14 protein-coding genes are annotated in these 20,341 nt (G+C 63.6%); 12 read left to right on the forward strand and 2 right to left on the reverse strand.

Annotated elements, in window-relative coordinates; genetic code table 11:
- The first annotated feature begins 94 nt into the window (after window positions 1-94).
- The 3 genes from lon to IE100_RS07465 all read left to right on the forward strand — a co-directional run bounded on the left by lon (window position 95) and on the right by IE100_RS07465 (window position 4,970).
- The gene (gene lon / locus IE100_RS07455; RefSeq protein ID WP_189373480.1) at window positions 95-2,512 is read left to right on the forward strand and encodes an endopeptidase La; all 2,418 of its coding nucleotides are present in this window, start codon (window positions 95-97) and stop codon (window positions 2,510-2,512) included.
- A gap of 174 nt (window positions 2,513-2,686) precedes the next feature.
- Entirely contained in the window at window positions 2,687-2,956 is a 270-nt protein-coding gene (locus IE100_RS07460; RefSeq protein ID WP_017509554.1) for an HU family DNA-binding protein, read from the forward strand.
- A 181-nt stretch (window positions 2,957-3,137) separates the two neighbouring features.
- Window positions 3,138-4,970 carry a SurA N-terminal domain-containing protein gene (locus tag IE100_RS07465; protein WP_189373481.1) on the forward strand — a complete coding sequence of 611 codons (1,833 nt, stop codon included), beginning with the start codon at window positions 3,138-3,140 and terminating at the stop codon, window positions 4,968-4,970.
- Window positions 4,971-5,032: 62 nt separating this feature from the next.
- On the opposite strand, the gene sodB is transcribed toward IE100_RS07465, so the two are convergent.
- Window positions 5,033-5,614 carry a superoxide dismutase [Fe] gene (sodB, locus tag IE100_RS07470; protein WP_189373482.1) on the reverse strand — a complete coding sequence of 194 codons (582 nt, stop codon included), beginning with the start codon at window positions 5,612-5,614 and terminating at the stop codon, window positions 5,033-5,035.
- Window positions 5,615-5,729: 115 nt separating this feature from the next.
- Between sodB and IE100_RS07475 the strand changes: the two genes are divergently transcribed.
- The 4 genes from IE100_RS07475 to IE100_RS07490 all read left to right on the forward strand — a co-directional run bounded on the left by IE100_RS07475 (window position 5,730) and on the right by IE100_RS07490 (window position 9,386).
- A complete protein-coding gene (locus IE100_RS07475; protein ID WP_189373483.1) occupies window positions 5,730-6,899 on the forward strand; it encodes a BaiN/RdsA family NAD(P)/FAD-dependent oxidoreductase in 1,170 nt (389 codons plus the stop codon).
- A gap of 109 nt (window positions 6,900-7,008) precedes the next feature.
- Window positions 7,009-8,412 carry a replicative DNA helicase gene (gene dnaB, locus IE100_RS07480; protein ID WP_189373484.1) on the forward strand — a complete coding sequence of 468 codons (1,404 nt, stop codon included), beginning with the start codon at window positions 7,009-7,011 and terminating at the stop codon, window positions 8,410-8,412.
- Between the two features lie 57 nt (window positions 8,413-8,469).
- Window positions 8,470-8,778: a (2Fe-2S) ferredoxin domain-containing protein gene (locus IE100_RS07485; protein WP_189373485.1), complete on the forward strand. Its 309-nt coding sequence runs from the start codon at window positions 8,470-8,472 to the stop codon at window positions 8,776-8,778.
- Window positions 8,778-9,386, forward strand: coding sequence for an alpha/beta hydrolase (locus tag IE100_RS07490; RefSeq protein WP_189373486.1), 609 nt, complete (start codon window positions 8,778-8,780; stop codon window positions 9,384-9,386). The genes IE100_RS07485 and IE100_RS07490 overlap by 1 nt, the downstream gene beginning before the upstream one ends.
- Before the next feature lie 80 nt (window positions 9,387-9,466).
- Here IE100_RS07490 and rnk read toward each other — a convergent pair whose 3' ends face one another.
- Window positions 9,467-9,880: a nucleoside diphosphate kinase regulator gene (gene rnk, locus IE100_RS07495; protein WP_189373487.1), complete on the reverse strand. Its 414-nt coding sequence runs from the start codon at window positions 9,878-9,880 to the stop codon at window positions 9,467-9,469.
- A gap of 296 nt (window positions 9,881-10,176) precedes the next feature.
- On the opposite strand from rnk, the gene IE100_RS07500 reads away from it, so the two are divergent.
- The 5 genes from IE100_RS07500 to IE100_RS07520 all read left to right on the forward strand — a co-directional run bounded on the left by IE100_RS07500 (window position 10,177) and on the right by IE100_RS07520 (window position 20,253).
- Entirely contained in the window at window positions 10,177-11,439 is a 1,263-nt protein-coding gene (locus IE100_RS07500; protein ID WP_189373488.1) for an MFS transporter, read from the forward strand.
- Window positions 11,440-11,512: 73 nt separating this feature from the next.
- Window positions 11,513-12,892: a NarK family nitrate/nitrite MFS transporter gene (locus IE100_RS07505; protein ID WP_189373489.1), complete on the forward strand. Its 1,380-nt coding sequence runs from the start codon at window positions 11,513-11,515 to the stop codon at window positions 12,890-12,892.
- 241 nt (window positions 12,893-13,133) lie between these two features.
- The gene (locus tag IE100_RS07510; RefSeq protein ID WP_189373490.1) at window positions 13,134-14,750 is read left to right on the forward strand and encodes a methyl-accepting chemotaxis protein; all 1,617 of its coding nucleotides are present in this window, start codon (window positions 13,134-13,136) and stop codon (window positions 14,748-14,750) included.
- 269 nt (window positions 14,751-15,019) lie between these two features.
- Window positions 15,020-16,270 (forward strand): sugar MFS transporter, encoded by a 1,251-nt coding sequence (locus IE100_RS07515; RefSeq protein WP_189373491.1) that lies wholly within the window; start codon window positions 15,020-15,022, stop codon window positions 16,268-16,270.
- A 281-nt stretch (window positions 16,271-16,551) separates the two neighbouring features.
- A complete protein-coding gene (locus tag IE100_RS07520) occupies window positions 16,552-20,253 on the forward strand; it encodes a nitrate reductase subunit alpha (RefSeq protein ID WP_189373492.1) in 3,702 nt (1,233 codons plus the stop codon).
- Window positions 20,254-20,341: the final 88 nt, after the last annotated feature.

Genomic DNA, 20,341 nt, shown 5'->3' on the forward strand with positions numbered 1-20,341 from the left:
AAACTACGGCGATCTGCTTTAGCATGCTTGATAAGTGTCAACATGCCCTTATCTGTAATCGCAACTGAATTCCTCCCTGTTAAGGTTAGGTGATATGCCCCAAACCACCGAACTCACTGATAAAGCCACGCTGCCACTGTTGCCGCTGCGCGATGTCGTTGTCTTCCCCCACATGGTCATCCCGTTGTTTGTCGGGCGTGCCAAGTCCATCCGCGCGCTGGAAAAAGCCATGGATGACGGCAAGCAGATCCTGCTGGTAGCCCAGCGCTCGGCCTCCAAGGACGAGCCGTCTGCCGAGGATCTGCATGCCATCGGCACCGTGGCCACCATTCTGCAAATGCTCAAACTGCCTGACGGCACGGTCAAGGTGCTGGTCGAAGGCCGGCAGCGTGCCAAGGTCGATCTGGTGCATGGCGATGCCGACGAGTATTTCACCGCCGATATCACGCCGGTGGCGCTGGACGGCGCCGATACCGCCGAGGTGGAAGCATTGCGCCGCGCGCTGCTGGCCCAGTTCGAGCAGTTCGTGAAGCTGAACAAGAAAATCCCGAGCGAGATCCTGTCTTCGCTCAACGGTATCGACCGCGCCGGCCGTCTGGCGGACACCATCGTTGCGCATCTGCCGCTGAAGTTGGAGCAGAAGCAGGAAATCCTGGAGATGTTCGACATCCAGGTCCGCATCGAACACCTGCTGGGCCTGATGGAGAGCGAGATCGACATCCTGCAGGTGGAGAAGCGCATCCGTGGTCGCGTCAAGCGCCAGATGGAGAAGAGCCAGCGCGAGTACTACCTGAACGAGCAGGTCAAGGCGATCCAGAAAGAGCTGGGCGAGGACGACGAAGCCAGCGAGATCGACGAGCTTGAGAAGAAAATCAAGCTGGCCGGCATGACGAAAGAGGCCAAGGACAAGGTGATGGCGGAGCTGAAGAAGCTCAAGATGATGTCGCCGATGTCCGCGGAAGCCACCGTGGTGCGTAACTACATCGAAACCCTGCTCGATCTGCCGTGGAAGAAGAAGACCAAGGTCAGCAAGGAAATCGATGCCGCCGAGGCCATCCTCGACGAAGACCACTTTGGTCTGGAGAAGGTCAAGGAACGCATTCTGGAATACCTCGCGGTGCAGAAGCGTGTCGACAAGCTCAAGGCGCCTATCCTGTGCCTGGTCGGGCCGCCCGGTGTGGGCAAGACCTCGCTGGGGCAGTCGATTGCCCGCGCCACCAACCGCAAGTTCGTGCGCATGGCGCTGGGCGGCGTGCGTGACGAATCCGAGATCCGCGGTCACCGCCGCACCTATATCGGCTCCATGCCGGGTAAGGTGCTGCAGAACATGAGCAAGGCCGGCGTGAAGAACCCGCTGTTCCTGCTGGACGAAGTGGACAAGATGGGGGCCGACTTCCGTGGCGATCCGTCGTCGGCGCTGCTGGAAGTGCTGGATCCGGAGCAGAATCACGCCTTCGTCGATCATTACGCCGAGGTGGACTTCGATCTGTCCGACGTGATGTTCGTGGCGACCGCCAACTCGCTGAACATTCCGCCAGCCCTGCTGGACCGCATGGAGATCATTCGTCTCTCCGGCTACACCGAAGACGAGAAGGTCAGCATCGCCGTCAAGTATCTGGTCGACAAGCAGATGAAGGCCAACGGCGTTGCCGAAGGCGAACTGGTGATCCAGGAGGCCGCGATCCGCGACATCGTGCGCTACTACACCCGCGAGGCCGGGGTGCGTAGCCTGGACCGCGAAATTGCCAAGATCTGCCGCAAGGTGGTGACCCAGCAGTCGCTGAAGAAGGACGGCAAGAGCAGCAAGGTGACGGTGACTCCGAAGAACCTCGACAAGTATCTGGGCGTGCAGCGCTTCGAATACGGCATTGCCGAGGAGCAGAACCGTATCGGCCAGGTGACCGGTCTTGCGTGGACCGAGGTCGGCGGCGAGCTGCTGACCATCGAGGCAGCGGCCTTGCCGGGCAAGGGCAACATCATCCGCACCGGTCAGCTGGGCGAGGTGATGCAGGAGTCGATTACTGCGGCGATGACCGTGGTACGCAGTCGTGCCGCGCAACTGGGTATCCGTCCGGACTTCTACGAGAAGCACGACATGCACATCCACGTGCCGGAAGGGGCGACTCCCAAGGATGGGCCGTCTGCAGGCGCTGCAATGGCTACCGCGCTGGTTTCGGTGCTGACCGGCATCCCGGTGCGTGCCGACGTGGCGATGACCGGCGAGATAACCCTGCGCGGCGAAGTGCTGCCTATCGGCGGTCTCAAGGAGAAACTGCTGGCGGCGCAGCGTGGCGGCATCAAGCACGTGCTGATTCCGAAGAACAACGTCAAGGATCTGGCCGAGATCCCGGCCAACATCAAGAGCAAGCTGGACATCCATCCGGTGAAGTGGTTTGACGAGGTGCTGGCGCTGGCGCTGGAGCATGCGCCGGAGCCGCTGGCCGATGCCGCGTCGACTGTTGCAAATCCGGTGGCGGATGATGCGCAGAATGCCCCTGTTGTAACGCACTAATGACGCTTTGTTTTGATTTAGCTGGAAAAGCGCGCTAGCATCGGCTTCCAGAAGGGGTTGACTCAGGCTTGACCCTAGCTGGAAGCCGCTTGACACAAGGTTTTTGGCCTTGTTATAAAGCTAGCGGTTTATTTCAGTACTACGTACACCGAGAATGACGAAAGGGGACTTAACGTGAACAAGTCTGAACTGATTGACGCGATTGCCGCCAAAGCAGACATTTCTAAAGCAGCTGCTGGCAAAGCGCTGGATGGCATGATCGATGCCGTAACTGACGCGCTGAAGGCTGGCGACACCGTCACTGTTGTAGGCTTTGGTACTTTCTATGTTGGCGAACGCGCAGAGCGTAGTGGCCGCAACCCGAAAACGGGCGAAACCATTACCATCGCTGCTGCCAAGTCTCCGAAATTCCGTGCCGGCAAGGCACTGAAAGACGCGCTGTAAGAGTGCACCTTCCCGGGTAGCCGGGAGACAGGTTGGTTCCCGTCCTGTCGTCTTGTGAGGGGAGTGCACTTGAAGGCTTGAGGCAGCAAGTGTCGTGGCCCCGGCCACAGACTCCGCCAGACAAACAACAAGGTGAACGGCAAAACCGTTCACCTTGTTTTTTTGGTAACAAACCGAATCCATGTTCAATTTTGTCCAGAACAATCAAACGGCGATCAAAGTCATTCTTGGCGCGGTAGCGCTGACCTTTGTCGGCTTTGGCGTTGGTAGCTATACCGCTGCCGTTGACGAGCCTTTCCTGGCCAAAGTCGGCGACAACAAGATTTTTGCCCGCGACGTCGAGCGCCAGCTGGAAGGCCAGCCGGCCAACGCCGCGACGCGCCAGGCGGTGTTGGAGAACCTGATTCGCCAGCAACTGCTGATTGCTGCGGCTGAACGCAACGGCATCACGCCGAGCGTGGGGCAGCTGCGCCAGGCGATTGCCACCATCCCGACCTTCCAGGAAAACGGCAAGTTCAGCCCGGCCCGTTACGCCGAATTCATCAAGAGTCGCTACCGCTCGGCCGAGGATTTCGAGGCGGACGTCCGCCGCGACCTGATGCTGCAGACGCAGATCACGCCGTACCTGAATACCCATTTCGTGTCGTCCAGCGTGCTTGCCCGCATGGGCGCGCTGTTCGGCGAGTCGCGCGAAGTGCGCGAAGTGCTGATCACGCCGGCCGGCTTTGCCGCCGACGTCAAGATCGATGACGCTGCCATCAAGGCTTACTACGACAGCAACAAGACACGCTACCAGGAGCCGGAGTCGGCGGTGATCGAGTATGTGTCGCTGTCGCTGGACGAGGTGGCGGCGACGCAGGTAGTCAGCGACGCCGAGGCGCAGGCCTACTTCGACAAGCACAAGGCAGAATTCGGCAGCGAAGAGCGTCGTGTGTCGCACATCCTACTGACCGTGGACGCGGCGGCCAAACCGGAAGCCAAGGCGGCGGTGAAGGCGCAGGCGGAAGCACTGCTGCAGCAGGTCAAGGCCAACCCGGCCGGCTTTGCCGCTCTGGCCAAGACCCGTTCGCAGGACCCGGGCTCCGCCGAGCTGGGCGGTGACCTTGGTTTCTTCGGCCGTGGCGCGATGGTCAAGCCATTCGAGGAGGCTGCCTTTGCGCTGCAGCCGGGTCAGATCAGCGGCGTGGTGGAAACCGAGTTCGGCTTCCACATCCTGAAACTGGATGAAGTGAAGGCGGTCGATTTCGCCGGCCAGAAGGCGGCGGTGATCGAGAAGCTGAAGCGCGACAAGGCCGGCGCCAGCTACCGCGCACAGCTCGAGAAGATGGGCGACCTTGCCTACCAGCAGCCGGACTCGCTGCAGGCACTGGCCGAGCAGCTGAAACTGACGGTGAAAACCGGACCGGCGATGAGCCGCAGCGGTATCGCCGGCGACGCGGTGCTGGGCAATGCCAAGGTGCTGGAAGCGGCATACGGCGACGATGTGCTGAAGAAGAAGCACAACAGCGAGCCGGTAGAGTTGTCGGCCAGCAATGCGGTGGTACTGCGCGTGAAGCAGTACCAGCCGCAGCGCCAGAAGCCGCTGGCCGAGGTGCAGGCGCAAGTACGCGCCGAGCTGACCGCGCGTGAGGCGGCCAACCGTGCCGAGAAGCGCGGCCTGCAACTGGTGGCCGACTTCAAGGCCGGCAAGGGTCTGGATGGCCAGAGCTGGGGCGCGTTGCGCAAGGTGTCGCGTCGTGCCGCCAACGGCATGGCCGTGCCGGAATTGCGCGCGGTGTTTGCGGCCAACGTTGGCAAGCTGCCGGCGTTTGCCGGTGCCCGCCGCGACAACGGCGACTACGTGATCTATCGCATCGACAGCGTCGACAAGGCACCGACCGCTTCGGCGCCGGAGCTGGCGCAGCTGAAGGGCGTGCTGGGCGAGATGTCGGCCAATACGGTGCTGATCTCCTACCTGGACGAGCTGCGCAATCGTGACAAGGTGATGATCAGCCAGCAGCCGGCGGATCAGTAAACCGCCAGCCAGCAAAAAGGCCCCGCAAGGGGCCTTTTCTGGTTTTGCCCTCGGGGCGAGGATCAGGCGGCGAAGTTTTTCGCCACGAAGTCCCAGTTCACCAGCTTCCAGAAGCCTTCCAGGTAGTTCGGGCGGCTGTTGCGGTAGTCGATGTAGTAGGCGTGTTCCCACACGTCGCAAGTCAGCAGCGCTTTCTTGTCGGTGGTCAGCGGGGTAGCGGCGTTGCTGGTGGAAACCAGATCCAGGCTGCCGTCGGTGTTCTTCACCAGCCAGGCCCAGCCGGAGCCGAAGGTGCCAACGGCACAGGCGGCAAACGCTTTCTTGAATTCGTCGAAGGAGCCCCACTTGGCGTTGATGGCGTCAGCCAGTGCGCCGGTCGGCTCGCCACCGGCGTTCGGTGCCAGACCGAACCAGTAGAAGGTGTGGTTCCAAACCTGGGCGGCGTTGTTGAAGATGCCACCGGAGGATTTCTTGACGATTTCTTCCAGCGAGGCGTTCTCGAACTCGGTACCCTTGATCAGGTTGTTCAGGTTGGTGATGTAGGTCTGGTGATGCTTGCCGTAGTGGAATTCCAGGGTTTCCTTGGAAATGATCGGTGCCAGGGCGTCCAGCGCGTACGGCAGTTCGGGCAGTTTGTGTTCCATCGTGCTCTCCAGAGTTAGAAAGTAAAACAGCATGCGCTGTTCGACCAATGAAGTTTACTGTAATTGTGCCAATGCGCCAATTCTTGACTAAATCACTACACTAAAGGTTCGCTTTGTGCATTTCGACGTAATTGTGATCGGCGCCGGTGCCGCCGGCATGATGTGTGCCGCCACCGCCGGCCAGCGCGGCCGCCGCGTGCTGCTGCTGGATCACGCGACCAAGCTGGCGGAGAAAATCCGCATTTCCGGCGGCGGCCGCAGCAACTTCACCAATGTGTACGCCCGTCATGACTGCTACGTGTCGGAAAATCCGAACTTCTGCCGCTCGGCGCTGGCGCAGTACACGCCGCAGCACTTCATCGCGCTGATGGAGCGCCACGGCATCGCCTACCACGAGAAGAAACTGGGACAGCTGTTCTGCGACGACAGCAGCCAGCAGCTGATCGACATGCTCGATGCCGAGTGCCGTGCGGCGGGTGTCGACCGGCGCATGGGCGTCACCGTGCACAAGGTTGGCCGCAACGAAACATTCCAGCTGGAAACCAGTGCCGGCAGCTTCAGTTGCGAGTCGCTGGTGATCGCCACCGGCGGGCTGTCGATCCCGCAGATCGGCGCCACCGCCTTCGGTTACCAGATCGCCGAACAGTTCGGCCTGCCGGTGACGAAGCTCGATCCGGCGCTGGTGCCGCTGACCTTCCACGTCGAGGACGCCGCGCGCTTTGCGCCGCTGGCGGGGGTGTCGCTGGACACCGAGGTGCGCATCGGCAAGGTGCGCTTCCGCGAGAGCGTGCTGTTCACCCACAAGGGCTTGTCCGGGCCGGCCATCCTGCAGATTTCCAGCTACTGGCGGCCGGGACAGGAGATCGTCATCGACCTGCTGCCGGATCTGGATGTCGACGCGTGGCTGGAAGAGCGCGCCGGCAGCGAGCAGCTGCTGGCCAACGCCATGGGCGAACTGGGCTGGCCGAAGCGTTTTGCCGAGGCGTGGCTGGACGGGCAGGGCGCCAATGTGCGTGGCAAGGATCTGGCCCCGAAAAAGCGCCGCCAGCTGGCCGAGACACTGCACAACTGGCGCGTGCTGCCCAACGGCACCCAAGGCTACAAGAAGGCCGAGGTCACCCGCGGCGGTGTGTCCACCAGGGCGCTGTCGTCGAAGACCATGATGGCGAACGACGTGCCGGGGCTGTTCTTCATCGGCGAGGTGGTCGACATCACCGGCTGGCTGGGCGGTTATAACTTCCAGTGGGCGTGGTCTTCCGGCTTTGTCGCCGGCAAAAACTGTTAGAATCACGCTCTCTCCTGCCTGGCTGCGGCCAACCTTGTCGCGTGCGCCAGTACACGCCAGCGGTTGGCCGCACCACGGCTAAATGGCATCACCGGATACCCCAAGCTTTATGAGCGATTACGATTTCAACGACTCCTCGGTGGCGGCCATCCGCACGCCGCCACACTCGATCGAGGCCGAACAATCGGTACTGGGCGGCCTGCTGCTGGACAACAGCGCCTGGGAAAAGATTGCCGACCTGCTGACCGAGGCCGACTTCTACCGCCACGATCACCGCGTGATCTTCAAGCACATCGCCAAGCTGGTCGACATCGCGCGCCCGGCAGACGTGGTCACCGTTTCCGAAAGCCTGGACAAGAATGCCGAGCTGGGCAGCGTCGGCGGCCTGGCTTACCTCGCGATGCTGGCGCAGAACACGCCGTCGGCGGCCAACATCCGCCGCTACGGCGAGATCGTGCGCGAGCGCTCGGTAATGCGTTCGCTGGCGCTGGTCGGCACCGAGATCGCCGAGTCGGCCTACAACCCGCTGGGCCGCGACGCGGCGCAACTGCTGGACGAGGCCGAGGGCAAGGTGTTCCAGATCGCGGAATCCACCGCCAAGTCCAAGCAGGGCTTCCTGGAAATGCCGGCACTGCTGAAAGAGGTGGTCGAGCGCATCGACATGCTGTACAGCCGCGACAACCCGGACGAAGTCACCGGCATCCCGACCGGCTTTACCGATCTGGACGCCAAGACCTCCGGCCTGCAGCCTGGGGATCTCGTGATCGTCGCCGGTCGTCCGTCCATGGGCAAGACCGCGTTCTCGATGAACATCGCCGAACACGTGGCGATCGAGGCCGGCCTGCCGGTGGCGGTGTTTTCGATGGAAATGGGCGGCACCCAGCTGGTGATGCGGATGCTGGGTTCGGTCGGCCGGCTGGACCAGCACATCCTGCGTACCGGCAAGCTCGGCGACGAGGACTGGCAGAAGCTGACCTACGCGATCGGCAAGCTGTCCGATGCGCCGATGTACATCGACGAAACCCCGGCGCTGACCGCGCTGGAGCTGCGCGCGCGCGCGCGACGGCTGGCGCGCCAGCACGGCGGCAAGCTCGGCCTGATCGTGATCGACTACATGCAGCTGATGTCGGGCTCCGGCCGCAGCGACAACCGCGCCTCGGAGCTGGGCGAGATCTCGCGCGGCCTGAAGGGCCTGGCCAAGGAGCTGCAGGTGCCGGTGATCGCGCTGTCGCAGCTGTCGCGTAGCGTGGAACAGCGTACCGACAAGCGGCCAATGATGTCCGACTTGCGCGAATCCGGCGCCATCGAGCAGGACGCCGACATCATCATCTTCATGTACCGCGACGAGTACTACAACGCCGATTCGCCGGACAAGGGCCTGGCCGAGGCCATTATCGGCAAGCACCGTAACGGCCCCACCGGCAAGGTGCGGCTGGCCTTCCTCGGCCACTACGCCAAGTTCGACAACGCGGCGGTACACGGCGTGTCCGGCTGGGCCGACGCCGACGGTTAAGCAATTTGTTGCGGCCAACCTTGCAGGGTTGGCCGCAGGTCTAGACAGGGAATCCCGATGAGCTTTTTCGACAAACACGTTTTTGTCTGCTGCAACCAGCGCGCCGAAGGCGAAATGTGCTGCAACAACTTCGGCTCCAGCGAGCTGCTGGGCTACATGAAAGACCAGATCAAGGCGCGCGGCCTGAACGGCAGCGGCCAGATCCGCATCAACAAGGCCGGCTGTCTCGGCCGTTGCGACGAAGGCCCGGTGCTGGTGGTGTACCCGCAGGAGACCTGGTACACCTTCATCGACAAGGCCGACATCGACGAGATCGTCGAGGAGCACATGGTGCATGGCCGTATCGTGGAAAGGCTGAAAATCTGATGCTGAAGGCCTTGCAGAAGATCGACATCGCCGGCCCGGCCGGCGCGCTCGAAACCATCGTCATCCCTGCCGTCGGCGAGCAGACCGGCATCGCGGTGGTGTGCCATCCCAACCCGACGCAGGGCGGCACCAATACCAACAAGGTGATCCAGACCGCGGCCAAGGCGCTGTCGCAGCTGGGCTATACCTGCTACCTGCCCAATCTGCGCGGCGTCGGCAACAGCGGCGGCGAGCACGATCACGGCATCGGCGAGGTCGACGACGTGATCGCGGTGGTCGACTACGCGCGCGCGCAGCACGGCGCACTGCCGCTGGCGCTGGCCGGTTTCTCCTTCGGCGGCTTCGTCGCGGCGCGTACCCGCGCGCGTATCGAGGCCGACAAGCTGCTGCTGATGGGGCCGGCGGTGGGCAAGTACGCGATTCCGACGCCGGAAGTGCCGGCCGACACGCTGGTGATCCACGGCGAGGCGGACGAGGTGATCCCGCTGGAAAACGTGATGGCGTGGGCGCGGCCGCAGCATCTGCCGGTGATCGTGCTGCCGGAGGCCGGCCACTTCTTCCACGGCCGCCTGGTGCAGCTGGCGAGCGTGATCAAGCGCTGCTGGTAAGCCGCGCGCCTTGCCGCTGGACAAAACGTTGGCCGCAATCGCGCGATTGCGGCCAACGTTTTTATTTACGGCTGAATCTTTCAGCGCAGGTAGTCGCCGTCGGCTTCCGGCTGGTAGCTGACCGCCAGCACCTCGATGCGGGTGTGACTGCCGTCCGGCAGCGGCCAGTCGATCTGCTGGCCGACGGCCAGCCCCAGCAGCGCGCTGCCGATCGGCGCCAGGATGGAAATGCGGCCGTTGTCGGCATCGGCGTCGGCCGGGTAGCACAGCGTGATCTCGCGCTCCTCGCCGCTATTGTGCAGGCGGATGCGGGCGCGGCTGTTCATGCTGATCACGTCGGCCGGCATGTCCCGAGGCTCGACCACCTCGGCGCGGTCGAGCTCTGCTTCCAGTGCGGTCACCCCCGGGAAATCCTTGACCGAAACCCGTTCGATCAGGTTGGTCAGACGCAGGTGGTCCAGGCTGGACAGGGTGATCGCCGGCAGGCTGCTCATGGTCGCTCCTTCAAGGGTAGGGGCGGGATGTTCCCGCACAATGCAAAACGTGATGCGGCGGCAGGCTGCATCACGATGTCTGCATCATAGCCGATTCGCGCTGCGGCGGGCAGGGCGCCGCCGCTTGCCGCCTTGCCCCGGTGGTTGGCGACTCCTCCTTTCGAACTAGTTTCCCCCGCCAATTGGCCTTGTCCGGCTAACCCTTAATCGTCGTAGGGTTTAACCCTGTGGCGAATGTTGGCCGCATGTGCGGCGGCGTAAGGTGTGAGCTGTACTAATTGCGCGGGTAGCTCACCATGGCTTCGAATACTTACAAGCAATACGCTGTGCTGGCCTCCAGCACGGTGGCGTTTACCGTGTGCTTCATGATCTGGATGATGTTTGCCGTATTAGGCATTCCGATCAAGGAACAGCTTGGCCTGTCGGAAACCCAGTTCGGCATCCTGGCGGCGACGCCGGTGCTGACCGGTTCGCTGGTGCGGGTGCCGCTGGGCATCTGGACCGACCGCTTCGGCGGCCGCATCGTGCTGTTCCTGCTGATGCTGACCTGCGTGCTTCCGATCTACGCGATGCAGTTCGCCACCGAGTACTGGCACTTCCTCGCCATCGGCCTCTGCGTCGGCCTCGCCGGTGGTTCGTTCTCGGTGGGCACTCCCTACGTGGCGCGCTGGTTCCGCAAGGATCAGCAGGGCATGGCAATGGGCGTGTTCGGCGCCGGTAACGCCGGCTCCTCGCTGACCAAGCTGATCGCCCCCAGCATCATCGCCATCGGCGGCTGGCAGCTGGTGCCCAATGTCTACGCCGCGGTGATGCTGGTTGCCGCCATCCTGTTCTGGTTCTTCTCCTTCCACGATCCCAAGCACGTGGTCACCAGCAAGGCTTCACTGTCGCAACAGCTGGCGCTGATGAAGGACCCGGCAGTGCTGCGCTACTGCCAGTACTACTCGGTGGTGTTCGGCGGCTATGTCGCGCTGGCGCTGTGGATGACCAAGTACTACGTCGGCGAATACGGCTTCGGCATCAAGGAAGCCGCCTTCCTGGCCGCCTGTTTCTCGCTGCCCGGCGGTGTGCTGCGCGCGGTCGGTGGCTGGCTGTCGGACAAGTACGGCGCCTACAAGGTGACCTGGGGCGTGATGTGGGTGTGCTGGATCGCCTTCTTCATCCTGTCCTACCCGCAGACCCACTTCATCATCCAGACCGTCAAGGGCCCGCAGGGTTTCGACATCGGCCTTAACGCCACCATGTTCACCCTGATCCTGTTCGCCGTCGGTGTGGCGATGGCGATCGGCAAAGCCTCGGTGTTCAAGTTCATCGCCGACGAATTCCCGGACAATATCGGCGCGGTGTCCGGCGTGGTCGGTCTCGCCGGCGGCCTGGGCGGCTTCCTGCTGCCGATCATGTTCGGCGCGCTGGTGGACCTGACCGGGGTGCGCTCCAGCTCCTTCATGCTGCTGTACGGCACCGTGTGCGTCTCGCTGATCTGGATGCACTTCTCCTTCCGCGCCGTGCGCCGCGCCGAGGAAGCAAAAGACGCCGTGCTGGCTACGGCCACCCGCTGACGGCAGGCCCGTTCACTGACCAATTTCGATGGTATCGGGGCGGCAGGGGCCGCCCCGCAGAGAGGATGACATCATGTCTCATGTACTGACCCGCTGGGAGCCGGAAAGCCCCAGCTTCTGGCAGCAGGACGGCAAAGCCGTCGCCCGCCGCAACCTGTGGCTGTCGATTCCGGCGCTGACGCTGGCCTTCATCATCTGGCAGGTGTGGAGCGTGGCGGTGCTGAACATGCCGAACATCGGCTTCAGCTACTCGCAGAACCAGCTGTTCTGGCTGGCGGCCCTGCCGGCGCTGTCCGGCGCCACGCTGCGCATCTTCTACTCCTTCATGGTGCCGATCTTCGGCGGCCGCCGCTGGACGGCGATCTCCACCGCCAGCCTGCTGATCCCGGCGATCGGCATCGGCTTCGCGGTGCAGGACCCGAGCACCAGCTACGTCACCATGCTGATCCTGGCGCTGCTGTGCGGTTTCGGTGGCGGTAACTTCAGCTCCTCGATGTCCAACATCAGCTTCTTCTTCCCGAAAGCCGAAAAGGGCACCGCGCTGGGCCTGAACGCCGGCCTGGGCAACCTCGGCGTGTCGGTGGTGCAGTTCGTGGTGCCGATCGTGATCACCATGAGCCTGTTCGGCGCCGTCGGCGGCGAGCCGCAGACCTGGGTGAAGGGCGAGGCCACCAAGCAGATGTGGCTGCAGAATGCCGGCTTCGTGTGGGTGCCGTTCATCATCCTGTCCACGTTGGCCGCATGGTTCGGCATGAACGACATCGCCTCGGCCAAGGCCTCGTTTGCCGACCAGGCGGTGATCTTCAAGCGCAAGCACAACTGGCTGATGTGCTGGCTGTACATCGGCACCTTCGGCTCCTTCATCGGTTTTGCCGCCGGTTTCCCGCTGCTGATGAAAGGCCAGTTCCCGGACGTTGACCCGAGCAAGTACGTGTTCTTCGGCCCGCTGGTCGGCGCGCTGGCGCGTCCGGTTGGCGGCTGGCTGTCGGACAAGGTGGGCGGCGCCAAGGTGACCCAGGTGGTGTTCGCGCTGATGATCGCCGCGGTGTTCGGCGTGCTCAACTTCCTGCCGCACGGCGGCCAGGGCGGCAACTTCCAGGGCTTCTTCGCCATGTTCCTGTGCCTGTTCGCGCTGACCGGCATCGGTAACGGCTCCACCTTCATGCAGGTGCCGGCCATCTTCCTGACCCTGCACCAGCGCATGGCCGGCAAGGGCGAAGCGGCGCAGAAAAAAGCGGTCGCCGACGCCACCAAGGAAGCCGCGGCGGTACTGGGCTTCTCCGGTGCCATCGGTGCCTACGGCGGTTTCTTCATCCCGAAAAGCTACGGCACCTCGATCGCCATGACCGGCGGCGTGGAAGCCGCGCTGTACGCCTTCATCGCCTTCTATGTCAGCTGCCTGCTGATCAACGGCTGGTACTACGCCCGCAAGAACGCGGAAGTGCCTTGCTGACGACTTCTCCAAGTTTGCGGACTTTTTCTGCAATCTTCTTCGGCGCCCTTCGGGGCGTTTTTTTTTGCGCCTCGGTTCGCGACAGAGCGCAGGGCGTGATGAATTACTAGATATGGATCAAGGCTGCCGGCGAGCGACGCCGGCTATACGTCATGGCCTGCCGACGGCACGCATGACGGACCATCCGGCTGCGTGATGTCCGCGACCTTAAACGGCTGGATCTCTCTTCCGGAGTGTGACGATGACCATCAAACTGAAGTTGCTGTGTTTTACCGTTTTGGCCCTGCTGGCGGCGCTGGTGCCCAGCATGGTGGGCCTGAACGCCTTGCGGGCGGCCGATGCCAAGCTGGACGTGGTCAACGAGACCATCATCCCGCGGCTGGGGCTGGTGGCGAATATCCGCAGCACGTTCAAGGATCTGCGTATCGACGACATCCTGCAGGTGTACGAGCAGGACAGCCGCTTTCAGCTGCAGGCACGGCTGCGCACCCGCGAAACCTCGGACAAGCTGCGCCAGCTGCTGCGGCAGCTGAAATCGCAACTGCGCGATCCGGCGGCGCTGGCCAACCTGCAACGCTTCGACTCGCTGTTCCAGCAGTACCTGCTGCTGCTGGACCGGGTGCACGCGGTGCGGGTGACGCCGGGCATGACGGCGCCGCAGCTGTCGGCGGCGATGGAGCCGTGGCGCCAGGTGGGCACCGAGCTGGGCGGCTCGGTGACGGCCATCGTCAACGACGTGCTGGCGGAGGGGCGCCACAACCGGGCGCAGGCCGAGGCGGAGATGGCCGCGGCCAAGCTCGCGTTCGCGGTGTCGCTGCTGCTGTCCATGGTGCTGCTGTTCGGCTGTGGCTGGCTGATCCTGCGCAGCATCAACCGTCCGGTGCAGTCGGCGGTGCTGGCGGTGCGCGGCATTTCCGACCGCCAGGACCTGTCGCAGCGCGTGGCGGTGCACAAGGATGACGAGATCGGCGGCCTGCTGAAGGCGTTTAACCACCTGCTGGGCAAGATGCGCGACTCCATCCACCAGATCGGCGACCACTCGCACGCGGTGACGGTGGCGGCGGAAGATCTCAGCGTGGCGTCTGACCAGGTGAAGAGCGGCGCCCACCACGCCAGCGTGTCGGCGACGGAAATGGCGGCGGCGGTGGAGGCGGTCACCGTCAGCATCGGCCACATTGCCGAGCGCACCCGCGATGCGGACCGGCTGGCGACGGCCTCCGGGCAGCAGGTGGTGCAGAGCGAACGCATGATCCGCGATACGGTGAGCGAGATCGAGAGCATCGCCAGCGCGGTGAACGACACCGCGCGCAACGTGCAGGAGCTGCAGAGCCGCAGCGAGTCGATCGGTTCGGTGGTCAACGTGATCGGCGACATTGCCGACCAGATCAACCTGCTGGCGCTGAACGCGGCGATCGAGGCCGCCCGTGCCGGCGAGTTCGGGCGCGGTTTCGCGGTGGTGGCCGACGAGGTGCGCAAGCTGGCCGAGCGCACCACCGCGTCCACCGCGCAGATCCACGCCACCGTGTCCAGCATCCGCGAAGGCTCGAACGCCACCGTGCACCTGATCGGCGACGTGGTTGGCCGCGTGGAGCAGGGCGTGGCGCGGGTGCGCGAGGCCGGCGTCGCCATCGGCGAGCTGCGTACCCTGGCCGGCCAGGTCGGGCAGCAGGTGGCGGATATCGCCGCCGCCATCCACGAGCAGAGCGAAGCCAGCGGCCGCATCTCGCAGAAGGTGGAAGGCATCGCCCAGATTGCCGAGGAGAGCAGCGCCGCGGCCCAAAGCACCGCGCTCAATGCGCTGCGCCTGCACGAGCTGGCGCAGAACATGCGCCGCGACGTGGCCTGTTACACCACTTGAGCTAGGGTCGCTGCCGGCGGAGGCCGGCAGCGGGCAGGGTGGTAATTTTCTTACATGAAGCTTACATTTAATTGACAGTGCGAACCGTCTCTGCCGCTGTGGTAGCAGAGACGGATTTTTTCAAGGCAATGAAAATCAAAGGAAAAAATCTCTGTCGGTGAGCGGATTGCCGATTAATTACTGTAAGAATAGTGAAAGTAATCGAGTACAAGCCGCATAGTCATTAGACTACCGCTCCCACGCATAACAACACACGGAGCCTTAGTCACATGCCACAGCATGTCCACACAGCACAATACGGGAAGCCGCTGGCGGTGCTGACTTCCCTGTTCTTCATGTGGGGTCTGATCACCTCGCTCAACGACATCCTGGTGCCGCACCTCAAGGGCGTGTTCTCCCTGAGCTATGTGCAGGCGGCGCTGGTGCAGTTCAGCTTCTTCACCGCCTATTTCGTCGTGTCCCTGCCGGCGGGCCGGCTGGTGCAGGCCTGGGGCTACCAGCGCGGCATTGTCGCCGGCCTGTGCACCGCCGGTGCCGGCTGTCTGCTGTTCTATCCGGCGGCAGCCAGCCTGTCGTATCCGGCCTTCCTCGGTGCGCTGTTCGTGCTGGCGGCCGGCATCACCGTGCTGCAGGTTGCGGCCAACCCTTACGTGACGCGCCTGGGACCGGCGAAGACGGCGTCCAGCCGCCTCAACCTGACCCAGGCCTTCAACGCGCTGGGCACCACCGTGGCGCCGTTGCTGGGCGCGATGCTGATCCTGGTCGACAGCCACGACGGCGCGGTGGCCGAAGCCAGCGCGGTGCAGCTGCCGTATCTGGTGCTGGCCGGCCTGCTGTTCGCCATCGCGGTGGTGTTCGCGCTGCTGCGCCTGCCGGCGATCAAGGACGAGCATCCGCAGCAGGCGGCCGCCGCCGGCGAGGTGGTGCGTCACAGCGTGTGGCAGTACCGTCATCTGGTGCTGGGCGCGGTGGCGATCTTCGTCTACGTCGGCGCCGAGGTCAGCATCGGCAGCTTCCTGGTCAGCCTGATGGAGCAGCCGGACATCGGCGGCCTGAACCAGGCCGATGCCGGCCGCCTGCTGGCCGTGTACTGGGGTTGCGCGATGGTCGGCCGCTTCCTGGGCAGCGTGGTGATGCGTCACGTCGCCGCCAGCAAGGTGCTGGCCTGCAATGCGCTGCTGAGCGTGCTGCTGATCGCCGCCGCGGTGCTGTGCGGCGGCAAGCTGGCGATGTACAGCCTGCTGGCGGTCGGGCTGTGCAACTCGATCATGTTCCCGACCATCTTCTCGCTGGCGCTGAACGGGCTGGGGCGTTTCACCAGTGCCGGCTCCGGCGTTCTGTGCATGGCCATCGTCGGCGGGGCGCTGATGCCGCTGCTGCAGGCGTCGCTGGCGGATGGTCTCGGCCTGCTGCTGTCCTTCGTGGTGCCGCTGCTGTGCTACCTGTTCATCTTCTACTACGGTGTCGCCGGTCACAAACCGCGCCACGCCACCCCGGACCTGGCGCTGGCGACCTCCTGATGTCGCCGCCAGCCTGACGCAGCCCTGCCGACAACCGTCGGCAGGGCTTTTTTCATGACGGTGACAACGCCTGCCGCGGCGGGCGGACACCTCCCGACGCCGGCACCGCCTACCTCTTTCGAACTAGTCGCCTTCCTCCCTCTGCGCCATGCCGCTGCCACCTGTGGCGAATGGGCGCCATTGCCCCGTTTTCCTATTCTGTCAACCGTGACCACAGGTATCCGCATTCGCTTGCGGCCAACCTTTGCGGGCCGCGATGGCGGCAAAAATACGGAGGCAAAATGAGCCACTTTCTCGACAGACTGAATTTTCTGGGCAAGGTGAAATCCACCTTCGCCGATGGCCACGGTGCGGTGGTAAAAGAAGACCGCAAGTGGGAAGACGGGTACCGTCAGCGCTGGCAGCACGACAAGATCGTGCGTTCCACCCACGGCGTGAACTGCACCGGCTCCTGTAGCTGGAAGGTGTATGTGAAGAACGGCCTGATCACCTGGGAAACCCAGCAGACCGACTACCCGCGCACCCGCCCGGACCTGCCCAACCACGAGCCGCGCGGCTGCCCGCGTGGCGCGTCCTACAGCTGGTACGTGTATTCCGCCCAGCGCGTGAAGTACCCGATGGTGCGCGGCCGCCTGATGAAGCTGTGGCGCGAGGCCCGCAAGACCATGGGCGCCATTGACGCCTGGGAAAAGATCAGCCAGAACCCGGAAACGGCCAAGCAGTACAAGTCCAAGCGTGGCCAGGGCGGTTTCGTGCGCGCCAGCTGGGACGAAGTGAACGAAATCATCGCGGCATCCAATGCCTACACCATCAAGAACTACGGTCCCGACCGCGTGATAGGTTTCTCGCCGATTCCAGCGATGTCGATGGTGTCCTACGCCGCCGGTAGCCGCTACCTGTCGCTGATCGGTGGCGTGCCGCTGTCGTTCTACGACTGGTACTGCGACCTGCCGCCGGCCTCGCCGCAGGTATGGGGCGAGCAGACCGACGTGGCCGAATCGGCCGACTGGTACAACTCCACCTACCTGATGGTGTGGGGCTCCAACGTCCCGATGACGCGTACCCCGGACGCCCACTTCTATACCGAAGTGCGCTACAAGGGCACCAAGACCGTGGCGGTATCGTCCGACTTCGGCGAAATGGCCAAGTTCGGCGACATCTGGCTGGCGCCGAAGCAGGGCACCGATGCCGCACTGGCGATGGCCATGGGCCACGTGATCTTCAAGGAATTCCACCTCGACAATCCGTCTGCCTACTTCACCGACTACATCCGCCAGTACACCGACATGCCGATGCTGGTGACGCTGCGCCAGGACGGCGGCCGCTACGTGCCGGACTACTTCCTGCGCGCCTCGCACCTGGAAGCCAATCTGGGCGAGAACACCAATCCGGAATGGAAAACGCTGATCATCGACGAGCTCAGCGGCAAGATCGTGGCGCCGAACGGCTCCATCGGTTTCCGCTGGACCCAGCCGGAAGGCGAAGCCGGCAAGTGGAACCTGGAAGAAAAGGACGGCGGCAACGGCAACGAAGTCAAGGGTCGCCTGTCGCTGATCGAGCAGCGTGACGACGTGGTTGGCGTGGCCTTCCCGTACTTCGGTGCCGAGCACGACGAACTGCTGACCCGCAACGTGCCGGTCAAGCGCATCACCCTCGCCGACGGCAAGCAGGCGCTGGTGGCCACCGTGTTCGACCTGATGGCGGGCAACTACGGCATCGACCGCGGCCTCGGCGGCGGCAACGTGGCGAAGGACTACTTCGACGACGTACCGTACACCCCGGCCTGGCAGCAGAAACACACCGGCGTGAAGCCGGAGATGGTGATCCAGGTGGCGCGCGAATTCGCGCAGAACGCCGACCAGACCCGCGGCAAGTCGATGGTGATCGTCGGCGCGGCGCTGAACCACTGGTACCACATGGACATGACCTACCGCGGCATCATCAACATGCTGATGATGTGCGGTTGTATCGGCCAGAGCGGCGGTGGCTGGTGCCACTACGTCGGCCAGGAAAAACTGCGTCCGCAGACCGGCTGGGCCCCGCTGGCCTTCGCCGCCGACTGGAACCGTCCGGCACGCCAGATGAACGGCACCAGCTTCTTCTACGCGCACACCAGCCAGTGGCGCCACGAGAAACTGGGCGTTAACGAGATCCTGTGCCCGACCGCCAACGGCAGCATGGCCAACATGGCGCTGATCGACTACAACGCCAAGGCCGAGCGCATGGGCTGGCTGCCGTCGGCGCCGCAGCTGACCACCAACCCGCTGGACGTGACAAGGTTGGCCGCAGCCGAAGGCAAGGACCCGATCGCCTACGCGGTGGAAAACCTGAAGTCCGGCAAGCTGGACATGTCCTGCAACGACCCGGACAACCCGAAGAACTTCCCGCGCAATATGTTCGTGTGGCGTTCCAACATCCTGGGTTCCTCCGGCAAGGGCCACGAGTACTTCCTGAAGTACCTGCTGGGCACCCAGAACGCGGTGATGAACGGTGAAGAAGGCTGCATCAAGCCGAGCGAAGTCACCGTGCGTCCGGCGGTGGAAGGCAAGCTCGACCTGCTGGTGGTGCTGGATTTCCGCATGTCCACCACCTGCCTGTACGGCGACATCGTGCTGCCGACCGCGACCTGGTACGAGAAGGACGACCTGAACACCTCCGACATGCACCCGTTCATCCACCCGCTGTCGGAAGCCGTGCAGCCGCTGTGGCAGGCGAAGAGCGACTGGGAAATCTACAAGGGCTTCGCCAAGGCGATCTCGGAAGTGGGTGGCGACTACCTCGGCGTGCAGAAGGACCTGGTGCTGACCCCGCTGATGCACGACACGCCGGAAGAACTGGGCCAGCCGTTCGACCCGCGCGACTGGAAAAAGGGCGAGTGCGAGCCGATCCCGGGCAAGACCATGCCGAAGATGACGGTGGTGGAACGCGACTACCGCAAGATCTATGACAAGTTCACCTCCATCGGCCCCTTGCTGGAAAAAGTGGGCAACGGCGGCAAGGGCATCGCCTGGAAGACCGGCCACGAAGTGGACATCCTGCGCGGCCTGAACAAGACCGTGGCAGACGGCGTGGCTGCCGGCCAGCCGAAGCTGAATACCGCCATCGACGCGGCCGAGATGATCCTGACGCTGGCGCCGGAAACCAACGGCCACGTGGCAGTGAAGGCGTGGGAAGCGCTGTCCAAGGTGACCGGCCGCGACCACACCCACCTGGCGCTGCCGCGCGAGCATGACTCCATCCGCTTCCGCGACGTGCAGGCGCAGCCGCGCAAGATCATCTCCTCGCCGACCTGGTCCGGCCTGGAAAGCGAAGAAGTGAGCTACAACGCCGGCTACACCAACGTGCACGAGCTGATTCCATGGCGCACCATCACCGGCCGCCAGCAGTTCTACCAGGATCACCAGTGGATGCGCGCCTTCGGCGAAGGCCTGTGTGTGTACAAGCCGCACGTGGACCTGAAGACCACCGAGGCCATCCTGGGCAAGAAGCCGAACGGCAACAGCGAGATCGTGCTGAACTGGATCACGCCGCACCAGAAGTGGGGCATCCACAGTACCTACTCCGACAACCTGCGCATGCTGACGCTGTCGCGTGGCGGCCCGCACGTGTGGATCTCGGAAGTGGACGCCAAGAAGGCCGGCATCGTCGACAACGACTGGATCGAGGTATTCAACGTCAACGGCACGCTGACCGCCCGTGCGGTGGTATCGCAGCGGGTGCCGGAAGGCATGAGCCTGATGTACCACGCCCAGGAGAAGATCGTGAACGTGCCGGGCGCGGAAACCAGCGGCAAGCGCGGCGGTATCCACAACTCGGTAACGCGGGCGGTCACCAAGCCGACGCACATGATCGGCGGCTACGCACAGCTGTCGTGGGGCTTCAACTACTACGGCACCGTCGGCTCCAACCGCGACGAATTTGTGGTCGTACGCAAGATGAAGAACGTGGACTGGCTGGACAAGCCGCTGGCTGATAACGCCTAAACCCTTTTGGCCGCGAAGCCCGCGCCGGCATGCAGTGACGCTGTAAGGTGTCGTGCGCGGGGTTTGTCGCAAAAAACAGGAGTATCAC

This window comes from Vogesella alkaliphila (assembly GCF_014652475.1).
Lineage (GTDB): Bacteria > Pseudomonadota > Gammaproteobacteria > Burkholderiales > Chromobacteriaceae > Vogesella > Vogesella alkaliphila.